The following is a 23,157-nucleotide window of genomic DNA, read 5'->3' on the forward strand; positions in this document are numbered from 1 at the left end:
TGATCAGCTGAGGGCGGCCGAAGGCGACAGCAGCACGGGGATGGATTTGAAGGTCGGCGTGCGCGAACCTTCACCCACGCTGTCGAGCGGCACCAGCGGATTGGTTTCCGGGTAGTAGGCGCCGATGCAGCCGCGCGGAATGTCGTACTCGACCAGCAGGAAGCGGTCGGCGCGGCGGGCTATGTCGTCATGCCACACGCCGATCAGGTCGACCCAGTCGCCGGCCGCAAAGCCCAGCATGGCCAGATCGTCCTTGTTGATGAAGACCACGCGGCGCTGGCCGAACACGCCGCGGTAGCGGTCGTCCATGGCGTAGATCGTCGTGTTGTACTGGTCGTGCGAACGCGTGGTCATCAGCACCATCAGGCGCTCGCCATATTGCTGGCGTGCACGGTGGATCGGTGTGTCCAGTTCGATGGCGTTGACGAGGAATTGCGCCTTGCCGCTGTCCGTCTTCCATACCCGTTCACGCGAGGCGATTTTCAGGTGGAAACCGCCCGGTTTGGCCACGCGCAAGTTGTAGTCGAAAAAGTCGTCGAAGACTTGTTCGATAGAATCGCGCAGCAGCGCATAGTTGCCGGCATAGCGCAGCCAGTCGATCTTTTCGCTGCCGATGGTCGCTTGCGCCATGCCGGCCACGATGGCGATTTCCGAACGCAGATTGGGCGAAGCGGGCTGGTTCATGCCGAACGAGATATGCACCATGCTCATCGAGTCTTCCACCGTCACGCCTTGTGCCACACCTTCCTGCACGTCGATTTCCGTGCGGCCCAGGGTGGGCAGGATCAGCGCATCCTTGCCGTGTACGAGGTGGCTGCGGTTGAGCTTGGTGGAGATGTGCACGGTCAGGTCGCATGAGCGCAGCGCGTCCCACGTGCGTGGCGTGTCCGGCGTGGCCATCGAGAAATTGCCACCGAGCGCCACAAACACTTTGACTTTTTTTTCCAGCATGGCGGCGATGGTGCCGACGGCGTCGTAGCCGTGGTGGCGCGGCGGCTCGAAATTGAAGACGAGGCCCAGGCGGTCGAGGAATTCCTTGGTCGGCTGTTCCTCGATGCCCATGGTGCGGTCGCCCTGCACGTTCGAGTGGCCGCGCACGGGACACAGGCCCGCGCCGCGCTTGCCGATATTGCCGCGCATCATCATCAAGTTCGACAGGATTTGCACGGTGGCCAGCGAGTTCTTGTGTTGCGTCACGCCCATGCCCCAGGTGGCGATGACGGCCTTGCCCTTCACGTAGATCTGCGTAAGTTCCTCTATCTTGTCGCGCGCCACGCCCGATTCGGCCAGCAGCAAATCCCAGCTTTCGGTGCGCAGGTCGGCCGCGAACGCGTCGAAGCCCGTCGTGTGTTCGGCGATGAAGGCGCAGTCGAGCACGCGCTCCTGGCCGTGGGCGATGGCCTCGTCATCGAGCTCGACGACGCGCTTGGCCATGGCCTTGATCAGCGCGAAGTCGCCGCCCAGGGTGGGGCAGATGAACAGCGAGCAAATGTTCGTGCTGCCGCCCGTCAGCATTTCCAGCGGGTGCTGCGGGCTCGTGAAGCGCTCCAGGCCCCGTTCGTGCAGCGGGTTGATGGACACGATGACGGCGCCGCGGCGCGACGCTTCGCGCAGTTCGCCCAGCATGCGCGGATGGTTGGTGGCCGGATTCTGGCCGAACAGCAGCAGGGTGTCCGCATGCTCGAAGTCGTCCAGCAGCACCGTGCCCTTGCCGATGCCCACCGTTGCCGGCAAGCCGCGGCTCGTCGCTTCGTGGCACAGGTTGGAACAGTCGGGAAAATTGTTCGTGCCGTAGGCGCGCACGAACAGCTGGTACAGGAACGCCGCTTCGTTGCTGGCACGGCCCGACGTGTAGAAGGCGGCCTGGTTCGGGTCGTCCAGCGCGTGCAGGTGGTGCGCCACGAGGGCGAACGCGTCGTCCCAGGAAATGGCCTGGTATTTGTCGCTGGCGGCGTCGTACACCATGGGGTCCGTCAAACGGCCATGTTGCTCCAGATCATAGTCCGACTGCTCCATCAGTTCGGTGACCGTGTGCTCCTGGAAAAACTCGGGGCGCACGCGCTTGCTCGTCGATTCGGCGGCCACGGCCTTGACGCCGTTTTCGCAGAACTCGAACGTCGACGCGTGTTCGCGGTCGGGCCAGGCGCAGCCGGGACAGTCGAAGCCGTCTGGCTGGTTTTGCTCGAACAGCGAGCGGTAATTGCCCGCGCTGACTTTTTCCTTGAACAGGTTGATGGCCACGTACTTGAGGGCACCCCAACCGGCCGCGGCATGGGTGTAGGGCGCGATGCGCGCGTCGGACTTTGGCTTGCTCATGATGACTCTCCTGGTGATGTGCGATGGGACAATCACATGGTAGGGGGGGCGGACTGCCCCGTAGGCGCACAGTTCCGGCTAAAAAAACAGAGTACAGATGGCAAGACGAGGATGCCGGTCGCGCCGGCGCCGGCCGTGATTTATGATGAGGACAAGGAGAAGAACATGCACAAGGAAGACAAGGAAGAGGGAATCGACGCGGCGCTGATCGCGCTGCTGGCACTGCTGTGGGAAGCACGGCGGGATGCGCCGGAAAAACCGTGGTCACTGGCCAAGCTGGCCAAGCGGGCAGGAATACAGATGAGCACCTTGCTGCGCCAGCTCAATGCCCTGTCCAGCGCGGGGCTGGTGAGCGTGACGACGGGGGAGAATGGCGGCGGCAGCGCTTCCTTGAGCGCGGCGGGCACCGAGCTGTGCGCCAGCGTGTTCGCGCCACCGCAAGGAGAGTAAAGCCGAATCTGTACTCTATCGCCTGGCACCGGACTGTACCTCCTTGAGTGCCTGCTTTCGTCCTATGCTACTTCCAGACGAATGCACATCAAGGGGAAGCACAATGAACACCATCAGGTATCCGCAGCCAGGCCATAGTGAACCATGCGTGGACATGCTGGGCCGCCCCCTGACGGACTTGCGCATTTCCGTCATCGACCAGTGCAATTTCCGCTGCACCTATTGCATGCCGGCCGAGCTGTACCCGAGCGATTATCCGTTTCTTCCCTCCAGCGAGCGCCTGTCCTTCGCGCAGATCGAAACGATGGCGCGCGCCTTCGTGCGCCTCGGCGTGAATAAAATCCGCATCACGGGCGGCGAGCCGCTGCTGCGCAAGAACCTGGAGCAGCTGATCGAGCGCCTGGCGCGCTTCACAACGCCGGACGGGCGCGCCGTGAGCATCGCGCTGACGACGAATGGCAGCTTGCTGGCGGCCAAGGCGCGTTCGTTGAAGGATGCAGGCCTGGACCGGGTCACCGTCAGTCTCGACAGTCTGGACAACGGTATTTTCCAGTGCATGAATGGCGTCGACTTTCCCGTCGAGAAAGTGCTGCACGGCATAGAGGTGGCACAAGCCGTGGGATTGAACCCCGTGAAGGTCAACATGGTCGTGCAGAAAGGCGTCAACGACAGCCAGATCGTGCCGCTGGCGCGCCGCTTCCGCCACACGGGCGTGATCCTGCGCCTGATCGAATTCATGGACGTGGGCGGCATCGGCGCTTGGTCGCGCACGCATGTCGTCACGTCCGAGGCGGCGCGCGCGCTGATCGCGGCCGAATTCCCCCTCGTGCCGCTGGCCGAAGGCAAGCCTGTCTTGCACGAGACGGCCAGCCGCTACCGTTACCGTGATGGCGGAGGCGAAGTGGGTTTCATTTCCAGCGTGTCCCAGCCGTTCTGCGGCGACTGCAGCAGGGTGCGCGTGTCGTCCGATGGCAAGCTGTTTACCTGCCTGTTCGCCCAGGACGGCCTCGACCTGCGGCCCCAGCTGGACTCGGCGCAAGGCCTGGAAACTCTGCTGCGCCAGCACTGGCAGCGCCGTGGCGACCGCTATTCGGAAGTGCGCGGTGCGCTGGCCCAGCTTGGCGGGCGCAAGCAGTATCCCACCGTGCGCATGTCGCTGGTGGGCGGGTGAATGGTCTAGAGGAATTCGGTGATGAGTTTGCCCAGCAAAATGATGGCTTGCTCGACGTCCACGCTCCACGGATAACTGTAGTTGAGGCGGATACAATGCCTGTAGGCTTGGCTGACGGAAAACATGCGCCCCGGGCCCACCGTGATCTTGCATTCCAGCGCGCGCCGGTACAGTTGCATGGAGTCTATGTCGCCGGGCAATTCCACCCACAGCACGTAGCCGCCCTGCGGATGCGAGATTTTCGTCCCGGCAGGAAAGAAGCGCAGCACGGCGGCGGCCATGATGCGTGCCTGCTGGGCATAGGCCTTGCGGGTGCGGCGCAGATGCTGTTCGTAGCCATCGTTTTGCAGGTATTCGGCAATCGCCAGTTGCGGAAACGAGGACGTGGCCAGGGTGTTGAGGAATTTGAGTTCCTCCACCTTGCCCCGGTAGCGCCCGGCCAGGGCCCAGCCCACGCGCTGCGCGGAACTGAGGCTCTTGGAAAACGAGGAACAGTGCAGCACCATGCCCTTGCGGTCGTACGACTTGAGCGAGGACGGGTGGGCGTCGCCGTAATACAGTTCGTTGTAGACGCCGTTTTCGATGGCGGGCACGTCGTGCTGCTCCAGCAGCTGGACCAGGGCGCGCTTGCGCTGGTCGGACATCTGGAAGCCCAGCGGATTCTGGAAGTTCGGCATCACCATGACGGCGGCGATCGGCTGCCGGGCCATGATGTCGGCCAGCGCTTCGATGCTGATGCCGTCGTACGGATCGGTGGACACTTCCACCACCTTCATGCCCAGCCGTTCGACGGCCATCAGCATGGCATAGAAGGTGGGCGACTCGACGGCGATGGTGTCGCCCGGCTTGGCCACGGCTTGCAGGCACAGGTTGATCGCTTCCGTGGCGCCCACGGTGACGATGATTTCATCGGGATCGACGGCCAGACCGTTTTCCATGTAGCGGCGGGCGATTTCGCGGATCAGCTGCGGGTTGCCCGGCGGCAGGTCGTCCGTCATGTTCCACACGCGGTTGCGGCGCGCCACGGCACCCGCATACTGGTTGATGCGTTCCCAGGGAAACAGCGACGGGTCGGGGTAGGGCGAGCCCAGCGGGATGGCATCGTGCAAGCCAATCGAGCGCAATGTCGACAGCACCAGGCGGCTGACGTGCACTTCCGCCGGAACGGGACTGGGCTGGGAGGCCTGCATGCACAGGTCGGCGGTCTGCACATCGCCGGCGCGCGGGCGCACGAAGTAGCCGGACTGGGGCCGGCTTTCGATCACGCCCATGCTTTCCAGCTTGACGTAGGCGCGCAGCACCGTGGTGATGCTCAGCTTGTGCTGCTGGCTGGTCTGGCGCACGGAGGGAATGCGTTCGCCGGGCAAGAGCACGCCCTTGGCCACCAGTTGCTCGATCTCGCTGACGAGCTTTTCATACAATTTCATTGGTATCCATTCTTTGATTCTTGCTCTACGTCATTGCATTATCGTCCAATTCATGGAGGCGGTATGGCTGCGGCCACCGCATGTTGTCGAAATGAAACTGTCGTTCGGCAGTTCTGGTTTAATATCCACACAGAAAGTAAAAAAGGAACATTTGATGGCAATCCCACAAAGCATGCTGTCTGTCGTCGCGCGCGACGAAGTGCATTTGCAGTTCAATGTGAAGGCCGGCGTCGATATGCGGCAGTTGTTCAAGCTGCTGGGCAAGCTGTGGGAATCCGAAGTCACGGGCATCCTCGACCCCACCCTGAACCGCCACCATCAGTTGACGGGTGGCACGGCCAACGTGGTACTGGGATTCAAGCCCGATCTGTGGCGCGCCGCTTGCCCCGGCTGCGTGCCGGACAACATGGCATCGTTCGCGCAAGACCTGGTGGGCGCCAACGGCAAGACGGCGCCGGCCACCCAGCACGATTTCTGGGTCTGGATCACGCAGTCGAACGCGGCCAACCTGTACGACAGCATGCGCACGACGCTCACTTTGCTGAGTCCGTTTGCAGAGCTGGCCAGCGAGCAGGTGTGTTTTCCGTATCACAATAACGTGACCTTCGACGGCTTTGCAGACGGCGTCGCCAATCCGAATCCGTTTCGTGCCAACGGCGTGGCCATCATTCCGGACGGCGAGGCGGGTGCGGGCGGCTCGACCGTGCTGCTGCAGAAATGGCGCATGGACGTGGAACGCCTGCGCGCCTTGCCCGTGCACGCGGCGGAGCAGGTGTGGGGCCGCACCAAGGCAGGCAGCCATGAATTGTCGCCGCTGCCCGTCGATTCCCACGTGGGCCGCAATCAGTTCATCCGCGATGGCGAGGAAGTCGATATCGTGCGCCGCAATGCCAATTACGCCAATGCCAGCGAGGCGGGTGTCATGTTTGTCGGTTTTTGCAAGGACATCACGGTGACCATGGGCATGCTGCGGCAAATGTACGGTGTAGGCTATGATGGCGTCACCAAGACGGACAGGCTGCTGGATTTTTCCACGGCGCTGTCGTCGGCGATCTATTTCGTGCCCAGCATCGATGCCTTGCTGACCGTGGGTATTTCGCCGGCGGATCCCGGCTAAGGGCCGCCCCGGCGGTTCCGATTTTTACTTTTACTAGGAGTTTTTCATGCGTATTCGTCCCGCCACCTTGCTGTCCGCCCTGATCTTCGGCAGCGTCGTCTTCAGCGCTTCCGCTTCCGCCGTCGGCCTGGGTTTCCTGGCCGATACGCCGATGGCTTACCTGAACAAGAATGACAAGCCCGTCTTCGTCAAGGCCGTCACCGACGTGCTCAATGACAAGAAAGATGGCGAAACCGTGCAATGGAGCAATGAAGGCTTGCGCAATTCCGTGCGCATCGCCGCCGAAATCACGGCCAGCGACACGGAAAAGACGGATGCGCAAACGTGCCGCAAGGTGCAGGTGGGCTTGAGCGCCAAGGGCCAGGAACAGACGCTCAAGCTGAAGGTCTGCAAGGCCGGCACGGCCGCGTGGAAAGTGGCGAAGAGCTGATCGTCCGTGTTGTTCCCTTGCCGGTTCTGCACCGGCAAGGTGCGACTTTCCTCTAGGTAAGTCTGGCAGCGGTTAGAATCACGCTTTACCCTCACTTTTCTCACCTGCATGCAGCAAAGTCGCCTCCTGTTTTTCCGCCTGGCCGGCCAGTTTCGCCGCTATGGCGCCATCGTTGCCGCCACCTTGCTGGCCGTGGGCGTGGCGTCCGCCACCGATGTGTTGTTAATCCGCCAGTTGCAAAACGTCGTCGATGCCATGCGTACGACGGCCAGCACGCAGGTCGCGCCCGCGTCCGGCGTGATGGGCATGCTGCAGGGCTGGGTCGACCGTTTCTTGCCGGCACAGGCGGGGCAGGTGGACTTGTGGGTGATTCCCGCCACCATCCTGGGCCTGGCCGTGCTGCGCATGGTGTCGAGCTTTGCCGGCGATTACGGTTCCGTCTGGCTATCGAGCCGGGTGCAGGCCGATTTGCGCGAAAAAATGTTCGCCACCATCATGCGCCTGCCCAGCCGCTTCTTCGACACCACCACCACCAGTTTGACGCAGTCGCGCGTGGCCTTCGACGCCAGTCAGGTGTCGCAGGCGGGCTTGAACGTGCTCAACGTGATGGTGCGCGATTCCGTCGCCACCGTCGGCTATTTGATCCTGCTGTTCAGCATCGACGTGAAACTGGCCCTGTTCTGCATGGCGTCGATGCCCATCGTGGCCATCGTCGTGACCTTGGCGGGACGCCGCATGCGCCATTTGAGCAAGAGTTCGCAGCAAGCCGTGGGCGAGCTGACGTCCGTGCTCGACGAAAGCATCGCCGGCCAGCGCGTGGTGAAAATTTTCGGCGGCCAGGATTATGAGCAGGCGCGCTTCGTCGACGTGGTCAAGCGCAACCGCCAGCTGGCCGTCAAGCATGCGGCCACGTCGGCCATGAATTCCGGCTTCATCATGATGCTCGTCGGTATTACCCTGTCGTCCGTGATCTATTTCGCCATGCTGCGCGCGCAAAGCGGCGCCATCACGCCAGGGGCCTTCGTTGCCTTCATGGGCGCCTTGATGGCCATGCAGTCGCCGATCAAGAATTTGACGAAGATCAATGAGCCGCTGCAGCGGGGCCTGGCGGCGGCCGAGTCCGTGTTCGGCCTGATCGACACGCCGCTGGAACCGGACCCGGGCACAGTGGCCCCGGCGGCCGTGCAGGGCAATTTGTCCCTGCAGAACGTGCAGTTCCGCTACAACAGCGACGACCCCGATGCGCCCACGGCCTTGAGCGATATCACGCTCGACATTCGCGCCGGCGAGACGGTGGCCCTGGTGGGCGGTTCCGGCGGCGGCAAGACGACCTTGCTGGGCTTGCTGCCGCGCTTCTACGACGTCAGCGGCGGCCAGATCCTGCTCGACGGCGTCGACGTGCGAGACTACGCCTTGCTGGCCCTGCGGCGCCAGTTTGCCCTCGTCAGCCAGGATGTGATTTTGTTCAACGACACGATGGCGGCGAATATCGCGTACGGCGACCCGGCCCCGGACCAGGCCCGCATCGAAGCGTCGGCGCGCGCCGCCTATGCGCATGACTTCATCATGCAACTGCCGCAAGGCTACGCCACCCAGGCGGGGCAGAACGGTTCACGCCTGTCGGGCGGACAACGCCAGCGCCTGGCGATCGCGCGCGCCCTGTACAAGGACGCGCCGATTTTGCTTCTGGACGAAGCGACCAGCGCGCTCGATACTGAGTCGGAGCGTTCCGTGCAGGCCGCGCTGGAAGTGCTGATGCGCAACCGCACCACCATCGTCATCGCCCATCGTTTGTCCACCATCGAAAGCGCCGACCGCATCGTCGTCATGCAGGGCGGGCGCCTGGTGGAATCGGGCAGCCACGGCGACTTGCTGCGGCAGGGTGGCGCGTATGCGCGCCTGCATGCGAGCCAGTTGTCGCCAGTCAAGGATAGCGTGGGCTGAGGTGTGGCGCGTCTGGCGTGCCAGCGCATCCGCCGGGCCGGAGCCGGACCAGCAGGTCCGTCCCGGCCTTTTTTCATGGGGCGGCAATCGTGCCCATGGCGCAGGGCGCTTGCCTTTATGATGGTGGCCGCAAAGCAACATGAACAATGGAACAACATGAAAAATCAACAAACGATGCGCTGGCTGCTGGCCGCCGCGCTGGGCGCAGCCTTGCCGCTGGCGGCGCAGGAGTCGCCGGCGGCGCCAACGCCAACCCTACAGGAGGAAGACCAGACTATGTATCTGGATGAAAATTTCATGCCAAGCAACCAGCGCCGCGCCGTGTATGCGCTGCGCACGCCGCCCGTGCGCGACGAGGCGCTGGGCGCCTGGCATATCCGCCTCGAATTTCCCGACACGCCGGGCGTGCTGGCCTTTGAAACCTACACCACGGACCTGGACTTGAGCCAGGTCAAGTTCGTGCGTTTTCGCAAGTCCTACTACGAGAATGGCCAGTTGCTGCGCGAAACCTATTTCAATGACCAGGGCGAGGAGCTGCTCGGCGGCTGCGTGTACTTTGAAAACGGCCAGGTCAAGCAGAAGGTGACGGCGCTGCCGAACGGGCGCGACAGCATCTCGGAAACGTATCACGAGAATGGCCAGCTGATGAGCCGCATCTTGTATCACGGCGACGAGATGGCCGATGGCGAGCACGTGTCGTATGGCGCGAACGGGGCCGTCAGCAGCCGCTCGTATCAACGCAATGGCCAGATGGATGGCGTGCAGGAATCGTTTTATGACGATGGCAAGCTGTTCCAACGGGGACAGTTCGTCGATGGCCAGCGCGAGGGCGAGTTTGTCACGTATGCGCAGGACGGCAAGGTGCTGGCCAAAACCGTCTGGGTGCACGGCCAGCCCGATGGCTGGTCGTTTGAAAGCCATGGCAATGGAAAACTGTCGAACAAGACGCTGTACCAGAAAGGTAACGTGCTCAGCCTGGAAAAGTGGGGAGCGAATGGCCATCCCATTTTTGCGTGGCATAAAGATGCACAGGGGCGTGACCACGGCGATACGACGGAGTGGCATGCCAACGGCGTGCGCGCCAGCGTGACCCCGTTCGTCAAAGGCCAGCGCCACGGCTTGCTGCAAACCTGGTACAGCGACGGCAGCCCGCGGCAAATCGTGCCGTATGAACACGGCAAGAAGCACGGCATCGAGCGCCACTGGGATAAGGCCGGCAAGCTGGTGCTGGAACAGGCATGGCAGGATGGCCAGCCGGTGGCGGCGAAGTAGTGGCTAACATGCATATTGGGACCGGCCAGCCATATCGACGGACCATGCGCCTGGTGCTGCTGGCTGCGCTCATGACGGCGGTGCCGCTGGCGGCGCAGGAGCAGGCTCCGGCACAGGGGCAACAGCAGGCGCAGGACAAGAGCGTCTATCTGGACGAAGACTATGCGGCGAGCGATGTGCGCCACGCCGCTTATGCGCTGCGCACGGCGCCCGTGCGCGACGAGGCGCTGGGCGCCTGGCATGTGCTGCTGGAGTTCCCCGATGCACCGGGCACGGTGGCGCTGGAAACCTACGCCACCGGCCCCGATCTGAGCCAGGCCAGCTTCCTCCACTTGCGCAAGTGGTATTACCCGAATGGACAGCTGGCCCGCGATGAGCGGCTCGATGCCCAGGGCAATGTACTGACGGGCAGCACGTCATTCTATGCAAACGGGCAGGTCAAGCAGCGCGTGACCGTGCTGGCGAACGGGCGCGACAGCATCTCCGAGAATTACCATGAAAATGGCCAACTGATGAACCGTATCAGCTACCACGGCAAGCAGATGGCCGATGGCGAGTACGTATCGTACGGGCCGAATGGCAGGATGAGCAGCCGCGCCTTCCTGAAAGGCGGCAAGATGCATGGCTTGCAGGAAGTGTTTTACGCTGATGGCAAGCTGTTCCAGCGCAGTCATTTTATGAATGACAAGCAGGATGGCGAATTCCTTACTCTTGCCGAAGATGGCAAGGTGCTCGCGCGCAAGGTCTGGGTGGATGGCGAAGCCGATGGCTGGTCGTTTGAAAGCCATGACAATGGCCAACTGGCGCAAAAGGCCCTGTACCGCAAGGGCAAGCTGCTGAGCATGCAGAAGTGGGGCCGCAATGGCAAGCCGTCGATCGCCTGGCAGCAGGACGCACAGGGGCGCGAGCAGGGCGATGTCACGGAATGGTATGACAACGGCGTGCGCGCCAAGGTCATTCCGATGCGCGATGGCCAGCGCCATGGCTTGCTGCAAGTCTGGGCGAGCGACGGCAGTCTGCTGCAGCTTGTGCCGTATGAGCACGGCAAGAAGCACGGCATCGAGCGCCGCTGGGATAAGCGGGGTAAACAGGTGTGGGAGAAGACTTGGCAGGCCGGAGTGCAAGTGCCCGCCGGTCAATAGGCAGTAGGGGGACGCCCGCCATTGCAGGTATTATGTACGGATTCCGGCCCGCCAGCAGGCGCGAAGCCGGCGGGATAACTGGAGGCAATGGTGGCGGAAGCGGAAGTATCGGCGATAGCCAGGGCGCAGGGCATGGCCTTGCAAAACATGCGCGTCGTCATGCGCGCGGCGCAGCGGCACTCGGCGCAGATCGAGAAGCAATGCGGCGTGTCGGGCGCGCAATTGTGGGTGATGCAGGAATTGCTGGAGCGGCCGGGCCTGCGCATGGGCGAGCTGGCCGGCAAGATGTCGCTGCACCAGACGACGGCCAGCAACCTGGTCGACGCGCTGGTGAAAAAATCCTATGTGCGCAAGGCGCGCGACCAGCCCGACCAGCGCGTGGTCACCTTGACCCTGACGGCGGAAGGCCAGGCCGTGATCGCCGGCGCGCCGCAGCCGGCGCGCGGTTTGCTGCCCAGTGCGCTGGCCCAGCTGGACCCCGATAGCCTGGCGCACCTGAACCAGGGCTTGGACGCCTTGCTGGCCGTCGTCGCCCCCGATGACAGGCAGGCGGGCATGCAGCCGTTTCCGTTTACGATGTAGTTTCCCGGCCCGCTTGCTGCAGCGGCAGCCGCTGCAACTGCAGCTGCGCCAGCGCGCCGTACAGCGGCTCGCTGAGCACGCGCGACACCGTGCTGGCCACCACGGCGCAGGCCATCAGGCTCAGCACCATGCCGTGGCCATCGACCATTTCCATGACAATGATAAACGCCGTCAGCGGCGCCTGCGTGGCGGCGGCCAGGAAACCCACCATGCCCAGCGCGATCAGGGCTGGCGCGTGCGGGTAGTGCAGCAGCACGGCGATATCGTGGCCGATACCGGCGCCGATGGCCAAGGAGGGCGCGAAAATGCCGGCCGGCACGCCCGACCAGACGGTCAGCCACGTCGCCACGTATTTGAAGGCGACAAAGGCGGGCGCCACGTCGGACGAGCCTTCCAGCATGGCGCGCGTGGCCACGGTACCGCTGCCGAACGTGGCGCCGTGGCTGGCGATGCCGATGGTCGCCACCAGCACACCGCAGACGGCGGCGAACAGCACGGGCCGGCCTTTTCTCCACGCAGACAATTTTCCTAATGGATTGCCCCGGGCGGACGCCAGCAGCAATCGCGCAAACAGGCCGCCCGCCACGCCCGCCACCAGGGTCACGAGCAAGCCTGGCAAGGCCAGCGCCAGGCCGATGGGGCCCGGGTGGATGATGCCGAAGTGGGTCGCGTTGCCGTGTATCGACACGGCCATCATGCCGGCCAGCACGATGCCGGCGACGATGAGGCCGCTGTTGCGCTGCTCGGGCGAGCGTGACAATTCCTCGATGGCAAACATCACGCCGGCCAGCGGCGTGTTGAAGGCAGCCGCGATGCCGGCCGCGCCGCCGGCCACCAGCAGGGAATGGGCGCTCACTTGCGAGTGACGGGGCAGCCAGCGGCGCGCGGCCAGCATCACGCCCGCGGCGATCTGCACGGACGGCCCTTCGCGCCCCAGCGACAATCCGCCCAGCAAGCCGCCCGCCGTCAGGACGATTTTCGCGGCACTGAGTTTCAGGGACACGAACAGCGAGCGCTGCTCGGGCGCCACGGCCGGGTCCAGTGTCGCCATCACTTGCGGGATGCCGGAGCCGGCCGCGCCCATCGCATAGCGGCGCGTCAGCCAGACCAGCAGGGCGGCGCAGGCCGGTGTCCACAGCAGGGCGAACCACCAGGCCTTGCCGTTAAAAAAGAGAAACAGGTCGAGCGCTTCCTCGGCCAGCCACGTAAAGCCCACGACGACGAGCCCCGCGATGGCGGCCATGCCGACGACGACGGCGCGCGACCACCACAGGCGCGGGTTGGCAAATTCATGCTTGAAGGCAGAGGGAATATCGTGCAAGTGCTTCATTGCGGCAAGTCCAGGAAGGGGCGCGCAGGGCGTCGGGAAGACTTGCCATTATATAGATGTATTTGCTCAAATGTATTTGAGCCTCATCTTCCGTGGGCGGCTGGCAACAGTATGTCTGTTTCGGCCAGGAAATCGACGAGGGCCCGTACTTTCGGCGCCAGGTGCGGCCCGGATGGCCACAGCAGCCAGCAACTGTGGGCCGGATGGGCGGCGATCGCGTAGTCCCTCAGCACTTCGATGAGGCTGCCGTCAGCGATGGCGGAGCGCACATAAAAGTTGGGCAGCCAGGCGATGCCCAGGCCTTGCCGGGCGAAGTGCAGCCGCGCTTCGACGTTGTTGCAGACCATGGACAGTGGCAAATCCAGCGTCGGCGCCTCGGCTTGCTGGCGCAGCTGCCACTGTTCGACCTTGCCGCTGTGGCGGAAGCGGTAGTGCAGGCAAGCATGTTGTTGCAGTTCAAGGGGATGGCTGGGTGTGCCGTGGCGCGCCAGATAGGCGGACGAGGCCACGAGGCAGGAGCGGAACTGGCCCAGCTTGCGGGCGGCCAGGCGCGAATCGCGCGGTGCGCCGATGCGGATGACGGCGTCGAAACCGTCGCCGACGACATCGGCCAGCGCGTCGGAAAAGTCCAGGTCGAGGGCGATGGCCGGGTGTCGTTGGGAAAAATCAGCCAGCGCGGGCAGGAATACGCTGCCCAGTTCCGGCAAGCCCAGGCGCAGGCGGCCGCGCGGCGCCAGCGTGCCCGCCAGTTCCTCCTGCGCCGCCTGCATTTCCGCCAGGATGCGTTCGCTGCGCGCGAGGAACAGCTTGCCTTCCGCCGTCAGGCTCAGCTGACGCGTGCTGCGCTGGAACAGGCGCGTGCCCAGCCGCTGCTCGAGCCGGGCCAGGCTCTTGCTGACGGCCGATGGCGAAATGCCGGCCTGGCGCGCGGCGGCGACAAAGCTGCCCGCCTGCGCCAATTGCACGAACAGAGCCACGCCGGAGAGATTATCGATGTCTTGCATGATTCATGACAGTTTGGTCAGGTGTGAAACGCATTGAAGCATATTTTTCTTTCTCGCGTGGCTGCTTACCATGCGGATTTACCTGGAGCATGCAATGAAGATGATCGGTTTCAAGAAAGGAAGCAGTGTGGATGAACAAGGCGGCCTGTTCGACATGGAAGGCCCGATGCCCGTGCCCGGCCCGCGCGACGTGCTGGTGCAGGTGCGCGCCGTCGGTATCAATCCGCTCGATACCAAAGTGCGTGCGGGGCTGGTGACGGTACCCGATGGCGTCACGGCATTGGGCTGGGATGCGGCCGGCATCGTGCATGCGGTGGGCAGCGAAGTGACCCTGTTCGCGCCGGGGCAAGCCGTGTATTACGCGGGTTCGTTCGACCGCGCGGGCGCAAATGCCGCATATCACCTCGTCGATGAGCGCATCGCGGGGCGCATGGCGGCGACCCTGGATTTTGCGCAGGCGGCCAGCGTGCCGTTGGCGGCGCTGACGGCGTGGCAACTGCTGTTCGAACGCTTTGCCATCGTTCCCGGCGACCAGCAGCCGCGGGGCAGCCTGCTGGTGCTGGGCGGCGCGGGCGGCGTTGGTTCCATGCTGATGCAACTGGCGCGCCAGTTGACGGGCTTGACGGTAATCGCCACAGCCTCGCGTGGCGACAGCATGGAATGGTGCCGGGCCATGGGCGCGCACCACGTGATCGACCATACACAACCGTTGCCGGCGCAGGTGGCGGCATTGAACGTGGCGCCCGTGCGCCACATCGCGGCGCTGTCGCACACGGCGCTGCATTTCATGGAATTGCTGGAACTCATCGCGCCGCACGGCAAGCTGGCCGTCATCGACGACCACGATGTTTTCGATGCGGCGCCGTTGAAGGGCAAGAGCATCTCCTTGCACTGGGAAATGGTGTTTACGCGGCCTTTGTTTGCCACCGAAGACATGATCGAGCAGCACCGCATCCTGAACCGCGTGGCGCGGCTGCTGGACGAGGGCGTGCTGCGCCATACGCTGCGGCAGCGCTTGTCACCGATGAACGCGGCCACCTTGCGGCGCGCGCATGCGCTGCTGGAGCGGGGCGGGCAGCCGGGCAAGATCGTCGTCAGCGGCTGAACGGATTTACACGAACAGCTCGCGCCGCGCGCTCTGGCTGATGGCGATGGTGGCCGGGTGGCGCAGGCGCCGTTCCGTGGTGATCGCATACACCTGCTCGACGAGGCTGTCGACCCGGCCCAGCGCCACCACGGCGTATTGCTCGCACACCTGGGGCGCGATGACGGTGGGCGCAAAAAACAGGCCGGCGCCGGACTGGCCAAACGCCTTCATCATGGCGCTGTCGTCGAACTCGCCGACGATGCGCGGGTGCAGGTTGTTGTCGCCGAGCCATTGCAGCAAGCGCCCGTAAATGGCGAAGTCTTCGCCGGGCAGCAGCAGCGGCGCGCCGTCCAGGCATTGCGGGAAGTCGCCGTTCAGCGTGGCGGCCAGGGCTGGCGTGCCGAACAGGGTCATGCCGCTTTCACCGAGCAAATGGTTAAAGCCGCGCACGCTCAAGTGGGCCGGCATGGGGCGGTCCGCCATGATCAGGTCGAGCCGGTGCACGGCCAGGTCCGCCAGCAGGCTGGCCAGCCGGCCTTCGCGGCAAATGATGCGCAGCGGCTCGGCCAGGCCCAGCGCCGGCTCCACGAGGCGGCAGGCGATCAGTTTCGACACGGAATCGGCGCAGCCCACGCGGAAGGTCGTCGTTGTCGTACGCGACTGGTCGCGCACGATTTCCAGCAACTCATCGCCCGTGCTGAAAATGCTTTCGGCATGGCTGAGGATGCGCCGGCCCGTGTCCGTCAATTCCAGCTGGCGCCCGCTGCGGCGGAACAGTTCCACGCCCAGGGTGTCGGCAAACTCGCTGAGCTGGCCGGAAATCGATTGCGGCGTCAGGTGCAGCTGCTCGGCCGCGCGCGCGATGCTGCCCGTCTTGGCCACCATCCAGAAATAGCGCAAGTGCTTGAAGTTGAGTGTCGACATGGTTTTTCCCGGCAGATTAATACATCGATTTTTTCGACGTATTCTTAAATTATATTCGATTTGTTCGATGTTTATATTCGGACTATGATGGCAGCTCAATTCATGCAAGGAGAGTGTCATGGACTTCAGAATACAAACAGATAGTTGCGGAGGCCGCCGATGAACGGCCTGGAAAGTATTGCAACGGCACCCATGTGGGCCGGCTTCATCGCCTTTGTCCTGGTGATGCTGGCGCTGGACTTGTTCGTCTTCGGCGGCAACAAGGCGCACAAGGTCAGCGTCAAGGAAGCGGCGACGTGGTCGCTCGTGTGGGTCAGCCTGGCCCTGCTGTTCAACGGCGGGCTGTGGTGGTACCTGAACGGCACGGCCGGACCCGAGATCGCCAACCAGAAGGCGCTGGAATTTTTCTCCGGCTACCTGATCGAGAAAGCGCTGTCGGTCGATAACGTGTTCGTCTTCCTGCTGATCTTCAGCGCCTTCCAGGTGCCGATCCAGTACCAGCGCCGCGTGTTGATCTACGGCGTGCTGGGCGCGATCGTCATGCGTGCCGTGATGATCATGGCCGGTGCGTGGGTAGTGAGCGAGTTCAGCTGGGTGCTGTACCTGTTCGGCGCCTTCCTGCTGGTGACCGGCATGCGCATGCTGGTGGCGGCCGATGCGGAGCCGGACGTGGCGAACAACCCCGTGCTGCGCTTTGCCCGCCGCCACTTGCGGGTGGCCGACGGCGACCACGGCGAGCGTTTCTTCGTGGCAAAGGGTGGCTTGCGCTATGTCACGCCGCTGTTCCTCGTGCTGATCCTGATCGAGGTGACAGATTTGGTGTTTGCAGTCGATTCGATCCCGGCGATTTTCGCCATCACGACGGACCCGTTCATCGTCTTCACGTCGAACCTGTTCGCCATCATGGGATTGCGTGCCCTGTACTTCCTGCTGGTGGACGTGGCTGACCGCTTCCACATGCTCAAGTATGGCCTGGCGATGGTGCTGGTGTTCATCGGCGCCAAGATGCTGATCATGCCGTGGTACCACGTGCCAGTGGAAGCATCGTTGCTGGTGGTGGCGGTCCTGATCGTGTCGAGCTGCGTGGCCAGCGTGTTCATCACCCGCAGCGACAAGAAGTAAATGCCGTACCGCGCGCCCTGCAATGGCGGGGCGCGCTTTTAAACTGACAATGGAAAGTGGAACTATGCGTACCTATGCAATGAACAGTCCCCAGGCAGCGGGACGTATCCTGGCCCTGATGATGGTGGTCGATGGCAACCTGGCCAGTGCCGAGCTGCAAGCGATGCACCGCAGCAAAATCCTCGAGCATATCGACCTGGAGCCGGCCGCTTTCCAGCAACTGCTGCAAGACCTGTGCGACGACATGCTGACGTCGACCGTGCATGGCGCCGTGCAACTGGCCAATGGCGTGATCGACAGCCTGCTCGATGAAATCACCGAGCCGGACTTGCGCCGCCAACTGCTGCAAGCCATGTGGAAGATCGCCGATGCGGACGACTGGCTGGCCGATGGCGAAGCCGTCTTGCTGGCCCGCGCCAGCGCGGCGTGGTCGGCGGAAACGAACTTCCGCCGGCATGCGGCGTAATTACTGCGCCTTGTGCCCCATGGCAATGACGGCGGCGCCGGCCAGGGCCAGGCCTACGCCGGCGACGTCGGTCCAGGCCGGCGTGACGCCGTCCACCAGCCACAGCCAGCCCAGCGCCGTGGCGATATAGATGGCGCCATACGTGGCATACACGCGCCCGCTGGCGGCCGGATGCAAGGTCAGCAGCCACACGAAGACGAGCAGGCTGAGGGCGGCCGGCAGCAGCAGCCAGGCGCTGCCCTTGTTGCTCAGCCATAGCATGGGCAGGTAGCAGCCCAGCAGTTCGGCCACGGCCGTGACGGTAAACAGCCCGAAAGTGCGGGCAAGACTGGTCCATTCGATGGCGTCGTTCATGCTATTCCTGTTGTGCGGTCAGCCGCCATTGTAGACGGGCATCTGTCAATTCAGTTGCAGGGCGACATACAGCAGCAGGCGGTCATCCGTGTCGTCCAGATCCAGCCCCGTCAGTTCGGCGATCTTCTGCAGCCGGTAATCGAGCGTGTTGCGGTGGATGTGCAGGGCCCTGGCCGTGGCCATCGGGTGGCTGTGGTGGCGGAACCAGGCGGCCAGGGTGCGCATCAGGGTGCCCGACTTGCGGTCGTGCGCCAGCAGACGCGCCAGGGTCTGGCGCAATTGCTCCGCCTGCCAACCCGCTTGCAGGCCGGACAGCAGCACGGGCAGGCTCAGTTCCAGATAAGAAAAAGTAGTTTGCCCGCCATCGCGGGCGCGGCCCACGCGCGCCGTCTGCTTCGCCGATTCATACGAAGCCGTGGCGCCATCGAGGCCCGGCAAGGCCACGCCCATGGCCAGGGTGGCCGGTGGCGTGAGCGCCTGCTGTGCCACCTGATGCAGTTCGAGCAGGCGCTGCCTGGCTTGCGCCGCGCGCGCCTGCTGCGGGCCGCTGGCGGGAAAGGCGTCGAGCAGCACCAGTTCGCCCGGCGAGACGACGGCCATCAGCAAGCGAGGCCAGCGGACCGACAGGTCGGACTGCACTTGCTGCAGCTGCGTCAGCACCTGGTCGAGCCGCTCGCCCGGACCTTCGCCCGCATCCGGTATTTCCAGCACGAACATGGCGCGCGGCACGCGCAAATCGACCGCCAGGCGCGCCGCCCACGCCTGCATGCTGGCGTCCGAAATCCCCGTGCGGTAGACGAGCTGGAACACGAATTCCTCGCGGTAGCGCTTTTCATGCTGCAGCTCGCTGACCAGCCGCGCCTGCTCCAGCATCATTTCCGCCATGGCCCGCACCAGTTCGCCGAACTGGCGCACGGCATCGGGCTCGCCCGTCAGGCCCAGCACGCCGCAAATCTCGCCGCGCACGGTCAGGGGCAGGTTGATGCCGGCCCGCGTGCCGGGCAGCCTGGCCATGTCGGCCGCGCCGATTTCCACGCTGGCGCGCCGGGCCAGCGCCAGTTGCGCACCCGGATGCAGGTCGCCCACGCGCTGCGGATCGCCGCTGGCCAGGATCACGCCGCGCGCATCGATGACGTTCACGCTGAAGGGAATGATGTGCATGGTGCGCCGGACGATGTCCTGCGCCAGGGGAAGGTCAATATTCGGCATGGGGTGGTCCGTCTCGTGCATCTGCATGGAATCATCGTATCAAACACCAATATTTCTTCATGCATCCGCACGATGACTGTTTCTGCCGGCGATTGTACGATGGGCTGGCCGTATCCCATAAAAAAATAGTCAGGAGACACCCATGACCACCCAACAAGGCGCCAGCCTGTCCGCCGGCGCGTCCGCGCAGGACCGCGTGCGCGAAGGCGCCTACCGCAAGGTCACCTTGCATCTGATCCCCTTCATCTTCATCTGCTACCTGTTCAATTACCTGGACCGCGTGAATGTCGGCTTTGCCAAGCTGCAAATGCTCGATGCGCTGCAATGGAGCGAAAGCGTGTACGGCCTGGGCGCCGGCATTTTCTTCATCGGCTACGTGGCCAGTGGCGTGCCCAGCAATCTGCTGCTGCACCGCCTGGGCGCGCGCAAGGTCATCGGCACCCTGATGATCGCCTGGGGCATCGCCTCGGCCTGCCTGATGTTCGTCACCACGCCGGCCGCGTTCTATTCGCTGCGCTTCATCACGGGTGTGTTCGAGGCGGGCTTCTTCCCCGGCATCGTGCTGTACTTTACGAACTGGTATCCCGCGTCGCGCCGGGGCCGCATCATGGGCCTGTTCATGTCGGCCATTCCCATTTCCGGCTTGCTGGGCAGCCCCTTGTCGGGCTGGATGATGCAATCGTTCGCGGGCCACGGCGGCCTGGCCGGCTGGCAATGGATGTTCCTGCTGCAAGGTATTCCTACCGTGCTGCTGGGCTTTCTCGTGTACGTGCTGCTGAACGACGGCATCACCCAGGCGAAGTGGCTCAATACCGAAGAAAAGCAGCTGCTGCGCGCCGACCTCGACGAGGACGAACGCCAGCGCCGCAACGGCGCGAATACGGCCGACACCTTCGCCAGCGTGCTGCGCAACAAGCATGTGTGGATGCTGGGCCTCGTGTATTTCTGCATCCAGATGGGCGTGTATGCGATCAACTTCTGGCTGCCCACCATCGTCAAGTCGCTCGGTTTCGCCAGCCCCGTGGCCGTGGGCTGGGTCAGCGCCATTCCCTACCTGTGCGCCAGCATCTTCATGATCTGGGTGGGCCGTTCGGCCGACAAGCACAAGGAACGCCGCTGGCATTTGAGCGGCCCCTTGCTGATGGCGCTGTGCGGCTTGCTGCTGGCGACCCAGGCGCACGGCAACGTGGTCGTCGCCCTCATCGGCCTATCGCTGGCGACCATGGGCGCGCTGTCCGGCCTGCCCATGTTCTGGCCCTTGCCGACGGCGTTTCTCGGCAGCGCGGCGGCGGCCGGCGGCCTGGCGCTGATCAATTCGCTGGGCCAGGTGGCCGGTTTCGTCAGTCCCTTCCTCGTCGGCTGGATCAAGGATGCGACGGGCGGCACCGACGTGGCCCTGTATATTCTTTCCGCAGTCATGCTGCTGGGCGCCATACTGGTGCTGCGCGTTCCCGCGCGCATCGTTAATCGCTAAGTGAACCGCTGATCGAACCGGAGGAATTGACCATGACGACGACCCTGCCACCGCCACCGCCACCGCGCGCCTTGCTGCAAGCGATGTTCCAGGCCGCCATCGCCGCGGCCCAGCCATCGCATTGCGTCCCGCCCCATCTGCCGCCCGCGCCCAAGGGCCGGCTGATCGTCATCGGCGCCGGCAAGGCGTCGGCCGCCATGGCGCAGGCCGTGGAGCGGCACTGGCCGGGGCCGCTGTCGGGCCTCGTCGTCACGCGCTATGGCTATGCCGTGCCGTGCGAACGCATCGAGATCGTCGAAGCGTCGCACCCCGTGCCCGATGCGGCCGGCATGGACGCGGCACGGCGCATGCTCGAGCTGGTCGGCAATTTGCACGCTGACGATACCGTGCTGTGTCTGATTTCGGGCGGCGGCTCGTCGCTGCTGGCCTTGCCACTTGACGGCATCAGCCTGGAAGACAAGCAGGCGCTGAACCGCGCGCTGCTGGCGTCGGGCGCCACCATCGGCGAAATGAATTGCGTGCGCCGCCATTTGTCCGCCATCAAGGGCGGCAGACTGGCGGCCGCCTGCCATCCGGCCCAAGTGGTGACCCTGGCGATTTCCGACGTGCCTGGCGACAAGCTGGGCGACATCGCTTCCGGCCCCACGGTGGGCGACGCCACGACGTGCGACGATGCGCTGGCCATCGTGCGCCGCTATGGCATGGACTTGCCGGACAGCATACGAAAGACCCTGGAAAGCGGGCGCGGCGAATCCGTGAAACCCGATGACCCACGCCTGGCGCGCACGCGCACAACCCTGATCGCCACGCCGCAGATGGCCCTGGAAGCGGCGGCCGACGTGGCACGCACGGCCGGCATCACGCCGTATATCCTGGGCGACAGCCTGGAAGGCGAGGCGCGCGACGTGGGCAAGGTGATGGCCGGCATCGCGCTGCAAACGGCCTCGCGGGGCCAGCCGTTTCCCGCCCCGTGCGTGCTGCTGTCGGGCGGAGAAACGACGGTCACCGTGCGCGGCAACGGGCGCGGCGGGCGCAACGTGGAGTTCCTGCTGGCGCTGGGCATCGCGCTCGATGGACACGAAGGTATCCATGCGCTGGCCGGCGACACGGATGGCGTCGACGGCCAGGAAGACATCGCCGGCGCGGTCCTGGCGCCCGACACCCTGCAACGGGCCTGGGCGCAAGGCATCAAACCCCGCGACAGCCTGGACAACAACGATGGCCACGGCTTCTTCCAGGCGCTGGGAGATGCCGTGATCACGGGCCCGACATTAACCAACGTCAATGATTTCCGGGCCATTTTGATTACCTGATTAATTAAAACTTTCCAGGACGATTTTCCCTTTCGCCGTATTGCTTTCCAGCAGAGCATGCGCGCGTTTCAAATTTGCCGCGTTGATCGTGCCGAAGCGTTCGGCCAGGGTGGTCTTGATGATACCAGCATCGACCAGCTGCGCCAGTTCCTCGAGCAATTCATGTTGTTTGACCATATCTGGCGTCTGGAACAGCGAGCGGGTAAACATCAGTTCCCAGTGCAAGGACACGCTCTTGCCCTTGAACTTGCGCACGTCGATGTGCTCGGGGTCGTCGATCAGGGCGAACTTGCCCTGCGGCGCGATCAGTTCCACGATGTGCTCGAAATGCTTGTCGGTCTGGTTCAGGCTGATCACGTAATCGACGGGTGGCAAGCCCAGGCGCGTGATTTCCTGCGCCAGCGGCAGGCTGTGGTCGATCACGTGGTGGGCGCCCAGTTCCTTGACCCAGTCCGCCGTTTCCGCGCGCGAGGCCGTGCCGATGATGGTGACGCCCGTCAGTTGCCGCGCCAGTTGCACGAGCACGGAACCGACGCCGCCGGCCGCGCCGATCACGAGCAGCGACTTGCCCGTATGACTCTTGTCGCGGCTGATCTGCAGGCGGTCGAACAGCAGTTCCCAGGCCGTAATGGCGGTTAAAGGCAGGGCGGCGGCCGGAGCAAAGTCCAGGCTGGCCGGCATGTGGCCGACGATGCGTTCGTCGACCAGCTGGAATTCGCTGTTGCTGCCGGGGCGGTTGATGGCGCCTGCGTACCAGACTTTGTCTCCCACCTGGAACAGGGTGACGTCCGGGCCGACGGCCGTGACGACGCCGGCCGCATCCCAGCCCAGCACTTCCGGCTGGCCGTCTTTCGGCGCGCGGTTCTTGCGCACCTTGGTGTCGACGGGGTTGACGGAAATGGCCTTGACGGCGACGAGCAGGTCGCGCCCCGTGGCGGCGGGCACGGGCAGCTCGATGTCGAGCAGGGCATCGGCATCGGTGATGGGCAGGCTGTGGCGGTAGGCGATGGCTTTCATGGGTGT

At 64.1% G+C, this 23,157-nt stretch carries 21 protein-coding genes; 13 read left to right on the top strand and 8 right to left on the bottom strand.

Annotated features, from left to right (window positions below):
* Nucleotides 1–3: 3 nt before the first annotated feature.
* Nucleotides 4–2,316, bottom strand: coding sequence for an FdhF/YdeP family oxidoreductase (locus AC4BCN_RS09590; protein WP_034759036.1), 2,313 nt, complete (start codon nucleotides 2,314–2,316; stop codon nucleotides 4–6).
* Between the two features lie 165 nt (nucleotides 2,317–2,481).
* On the opposite strand from AC4BCN_RS09590, the gene AC4BCN_RS09595 reads away from it, so the two are divergent.
* Both AC4BCN_RS09595 and moaA read left to right on the top strand, forming a co-directional pair.
* The gene (locus AC4BCN_RS09595; RefSeq protein WP_034759551.1) at nucleotides 2,482–2,766 is read left to right on the top strand and encodes a helix-turn-helix domain-containing protein; all 285 of its coding nucleotides are present in this window, start codon (nucleotides 2,482–2,484) and stop codon (nucleotides 2,764–2,766) included.
* A 103-nt stretch (nucleotides 2,767–2,869) separates the two neighbouring features.
* Complete coding sequence (gene moaA / locus AC4BCN_RS09600) at nucleotides 2,870–3,937, top strand: GTP 3',8-cyclase MoaA (protein WP_051992023.1); 1,068 nt, start codon at nucleotides 2,870–2,872, stop codon at nucleotides 3,935–3,937.
* Between the two features lie 5 nt (nucleotides 3,938–3,942).
* Here the strand turns inward: moaA and AC4BCN_RS09605 are convergent, their stop codons facing one another.
* A complete protein-coding gene (locus AC4BCN_RS09605; RefSeq protein ID WP_034759030.1) occupies nucleotides 3,943–5,364 on the bottom strand; it encodes an aminotransferase-like domain-containing protein in 1,422 nt (473 codons plus the stop codon).
* A 154-nt stretch (nucleotides 5,365–5,518) separates the two neighbouring features.
* Here AC4BCN_RS09605 and AC4BCN_RS09610 point away from each other — a divergent pair, with 154 nt between their 5' ends.
* From AC4BCN_RS09610 to AC4BCN_RS09635, 6 genes are all read left to right on the top strand, one after another.
* Nucleotides 5,519–6,481: a Dyp-type peroxidase gene (locus tag AC4BCN_RS09610; RefSeq protein ID WP_338681400.1), complete on the top strand. Its 963-nt coding sequence runs from the start codon at nucleotides 5,519–5,521 to the stop codon at nucleotides 6,479–6,481.
* A gap of 46 nt (nucleotides 6,482–6,527) precedes the next feature.
* Entirely contained in the window at nucleotides 6,528–6,911 is a 384-nt protein-coding gene (locus AC4BCN_RS09615; RefSeq protein ID WP_046682396.1) for a hypothetical protein, read from the top strand.
* Nucleotides 6,912–7,019: 108 nt separating this feature from the next.
* Nucleotides 7,020–8,855, top strand: coding sequence for a lipid A export permease/ATP-binding protein MsbA (gene msbA / locus AC4BCN_RS09620; protein WP_034759026.1), 1,836 nt, complete (start codon nucleotides 7,020–7,022; stop codon nucleotides 8,853–8,855).
* Between the two features lie 156 nt (nucleotides 8,856–9,011).
* Entirely contained in the window at nucleotides 9,012–10,127 is a 1,116-nt protein-coding gene (locus tag AC4BCN_RS09625) for a toxin-antitoxin system YwqK family antitoxin (RefSeq protein WP_338681401.1), read from the top strand.
* 8 nt (nucleotides 10,128–10,135) lie between these two features.
* Nucleotides 10,136–11,269 carry a toxin-antitoxin system YwqK family antitoxin gene (locus AC4BCN_RS09630; RefSeq protein ID WP_338681403.1) on the top strand — a complete coding sequence of 378 codons (1,134 nt, stop codon included), beginning with the start codon at nucleotides 10,136–10,138 and terminating at the stop codon, nucleotides 11,267–11,269.
* 132 nt (nucleotides 11,270–11,401) lie between these two features.
* Nucleotides 11,402–11,851 (top strand): MarR family winged helix-turn-helix transcriptional regulator, encoded by a 450-nt coding sequence (locus tag AC4BCN_RS09635; RefSeq protein ID WP_490493151.1) that lies wholly within the window; start codon nucleotides 11,402–11,404, stop codon nucleotides 11,849–11,851.
* Here AC4BCN_RS09635 and AC4BCN_RS09640 read toward each other — a convergent pair.
* Complete coding sequence (locus AC4BCN_RS09640) at nucleotides 11,841–13,181, bottom strand: chloride channel protein (RefSeq protein WP_490493152.1); 1,341 nt, start codon at nucleotides 13,179–13,181, stop codon at nucleotides 11,841–11,843. The two genes, AC4BCN_RS09635 and AC4BCN_RS09640, sit on opposite strands and share 11 nt — an antisense overlap.
* An 83-nt stretch (nucleotides 13,182–13,264) precedes the next feature.
* Nucleotides 13,265–14,185 carry a LysR family transcriptional regulator gene (locus tag AC4BCN_RS09645; protein ID WP_490493153.1) on the bottom strand — a complete coding sequence of 307 codons (921 nt, stop codon included), beginning with the start codon at nucleotides 14,183–14,185 and terminating at the stop codon, nucleotides 13,265–13,267.
* 94 nt (nucleotides 14,186–14,279) lie between these two features.
* Between AC4BCN_RS09645 and AC4BCN_RS09650 the strand changes: the two genes are divergently transcribed.
* Nucleotides 14,280–15,290 (top strand): zinc-binding alcohol dehydrogenase family protein, encoded by a 1,011-nt coding sequence (locus tag AC4BCN_RS09650; protein WP_490493154.1) that lies wholly within the window; start codon nucleotides 14,280–14,282, stop codon nucleotides 15,288–15,290.
* Between the two features lie 6 nt (nucleotides 15,291–15,296).
* Here AC4BCN_RS09650 and nhaR read toward each other — a convergent pair whose 3' ends face one another.
* Nucleotides 15,297–16,196, bottom strand: coding sequence for a transcriptional activator NhaR (nhaR, locus tag AC4BCN_RS09655; protein WP_139090894.1), 900 nt, complete (start codon nucleotides 16,194–16,196; stop codon nucleotides 15,297–15,299).
* A gap of 159 nt (nucleotides 16,197–16,355) precedes the next feature.
* On the opposite strand from nhaR, the gene AC4BCN_RS09660 reads away from it, so the two are divergent.
* Complete coding sequence (locus tag AC4BCN_RS09660; RefSeq protein WP_072456397.1) at nucleotides 16,356–17,318, top strand: TerC family protein; 963 nt, start codon at nucleotides 16,356–16,358, stop codon at nucleotides 17,316–17,318.
* Between the two features lie 64 nt (nucleotides 17,319–17,382).
* Nucleotides 17,383–17,784, top strand: coding sequence for a tellurite resistance TerB family protein (locus AC4BCN_RS09665; protein ID WP_034759008.1), 402 nt, complete (start codon nucleotides 17,383–17,385; stop codon nucleotides 17,782–17,784).
* On the opposite strand, the gene AC4BCN_RS09670 is transcribed toward AC4BCN_RS09665, so the two are convergent.
* A complete protein-coding gene (locus AC4BCN_RS09670) occupies nucleotides 17,785–18,138 on the bottom strand; it encodes a YnfA family protein (protein WP_139090895.1) in 354 nt (117 codons plus the stop codon).
* Between the two features lie 45 nt (nucleotides 18,139–18,183).
* A complete protein-coding gene (locus AC4BCN_RS09675) occupies nucleotides 18,184–19,347 on the bottom strand; it encodes a sugar diacid recognition domain-containing protein (RefSeq protein ID WP_490493155.1) in 1,164 nt (387 codons plus the stop codon).
* Nucleotides 19,348–19,489: 142 nt separating this feature from the next.
* On the opposite strand from AC4BCN_RS09675, the gene AC4BCN_RS09680 reads away from it, so the two are divergent.
* Both AC4BCN_RS09680 and AC4BCN_RS09685 read left to right on the top strand, forming a co-directional pair.
* On the top strand, nucleotides 19,490–20,821 hold the full coding sequence (locus AC4BCN_RS09680; RefSeq protein ID WP_490493156.1) for an MFS transporter: 1,332 nt from the start codon (nucleotides 19,490–19,492) through the stop codon (nucleotides 20,819–20,821).
* 32 nt (nucleotides 20,822–20,853) lie between these two features.
* The gene (locus AC4BCN_RS09685; RefSeq protein WP_490493157.1) at nucleotides 20,854–22,134 is read left to right on the top strand and encodes a glycerate kinase type-2 family protein; all 1,281 of its coding nucleotides are present in this window, start codon (nucleotides 20,854–20,856) and stop codon (nucleotides 22,132–22,134) included.
* Here AC4BCN_RS09685 and AC4BCN_RS09690 read toward each other — a convergent pair whose 3' ends face one another.
* The gene (locus AC4BCN_RS09690; RefSeq protein WP_490493158.1) at nucleotides 22,135–23,151 is read right to left on the bottom strand and encodes a zinc-binding alcohol dehydrogenase family protein; all 1,017 of its coding nucleotides are present in this window, start codon (nucleotides 23,149–23,151) and stop codon (nucleotides 22,135–22,137) included.
* Nucleotides 23,152–23,157: the final 6 nt, after the last annotated feature.

This window comes from Janthinobacterium sp. Bl 1, from assembly GCF_058215535.1.

Bases quoted from the DNA above. Each gene is read 5' to 3' on its own strand.
- AC4BCN_RS09590 (WP_034759036.1), bottom strand. From the start codon at position 2,316: ATGAGCAAGCCAAAGTCCGACGCGCGCATCGCGCCCTACACCCATGCC.
- AC4BCN_RS09595 (WP_034759551.1), top strand. From the start codon at position 2,482: ATGCACAAGGAAGACAAGGAAGAGGGAATCGACGCGGCGCTGATCGCG.
- moaA (WP_051992023.1), top strand. From the start codon at position 2,870: ATGAACACCATCAGGTATCCGCAGCCAGGCCATAGTGAACCATGCGTG.
- AC4BCN_RS09605 (WP_034759030.1), bottom strand. From the start codon at position 5,364: ATGAAATTGTATGAAAAGCTCGTCAGCGAGATCGAGCAACTGGTGGCC.
- AC4BCN_RS09610 (WP_338681400.1), top strand. From the start codon at position 5,519: ATGGCAATCCCACAAAGCATGCTGTCTGTCGTCGCGCGCGACGAAGTG.
- AC4BCN_RS09615 (WP_046682396.1), top strand. From the start codon at position 6,528: ATGCGTATTCGTCCCGCCACCTTGCTGTCCGCCCTGATCTTCGGCAGC.
- msbA (WP_034759026.1), top strand. From the start codon at position 7,020: ATGCAGCAAAGTCGCCTCCTGTTTTTCCGCCTGGCCGGCCAGTTTCGC.
- AC4BCN_RS09625 (WP_338681401.1), top strand. From the start codon at position 9,012: ATGAAAAATCAACAAACGATGCGCTGGCTGCTGGCCGCCGCGCTGGGC.
- AC4BCN_RS09630 (WP_338681403.1), top strand. From the start codon at position 10,136: ATGCATATTGGGACCGGCCAGCCATATCGACGGACCATGCGCCTGGTG.
- AC4BCN_RS09635 (WP_490493151.1), top strand. From the start codon at position 11,402: ATGGCCTTGCAAAACATGCGCGTCGTCATGCGCGCGGCGCAGCGGCAC.
- AC4BCN_RS09640 (WP_490493152.1), bottom strand. From the start codon at position 13,181: ATGAAGCACTTGCACGATATTCCCTCTGCCTTCAAGCATGAATTTGCC.
- AC4BCN_RS09645 (WP_490493153.1), bottom strand. From the start codon at position 14,185: ATGCAAGACATCGATAATCTCTCCGGCGTGGCTCTGTTCGTGCAATTG.
- AC4BCN_RS09650 (WP_490493154.1), top strand. From the start codon at position 14,280: ATGAAGATGATCGGTTTCAAGAAAGGAAGCAGTGTGGATGAACAAGGC.
- nhaR (WP_139090894.1), bottom strand. From the start codon at position 16,196: ATGTCGACACTCAACTTCAAGCACTTGCGCTATTTCTGGATGGTGGCC.
- AC4BCN_RS09660 (WP_072456397.1), top strand. From the start codon at position 16,356: ATGAACGGCCTGGAAAGTATTGCAACGGCACCCATGTGGGCCGGCTTC.
- AC4BCN_RS09665 (WP_034759008.1), top strand. From the start codon at position 17,383: ATGCGTACCTATGCAATGAACAGTCCCCAGGCAGCGGGACGTATCCTG.
- AC4BCN_RS09670 (WP_139090895.1), bottom strand. From the start codon at position 18,138: ATGAACGACGCCATCGAATGGACCAGTCTTGCCCGCACTTTCGGGCTG.
- AC4BCN_RS09675 (WP_490493155.1), bottom strand. From the start codon at position 19,347: ATGCCGAATATTGACCTTCCCCTGGCGCAGGACATCGTCCGGCGCACC.
- AC4BCN_RS09680 (WP_490493156.1), top strand. From the start codon at position 19,490: ATGACCACCCAACAAGGCGCCAGCCTGTCCGCCGGCGCGTCCGCGCAG.
- AC4BCN_RS09685 (WP_490493157.1), top strand. From the start codon at position 20,854: ATGACGACGACCCTGCCACCGCCACCGCCACCGCGCGCCTTGCTGCAA.
- AC4BCN_RS09690 (WP_490493158.1), bottom strand. From the start codon at position 23,151: ATGAAAGCCATCGCCTACCGCCACAGCCTGCCCATCACCGATGCCGAT.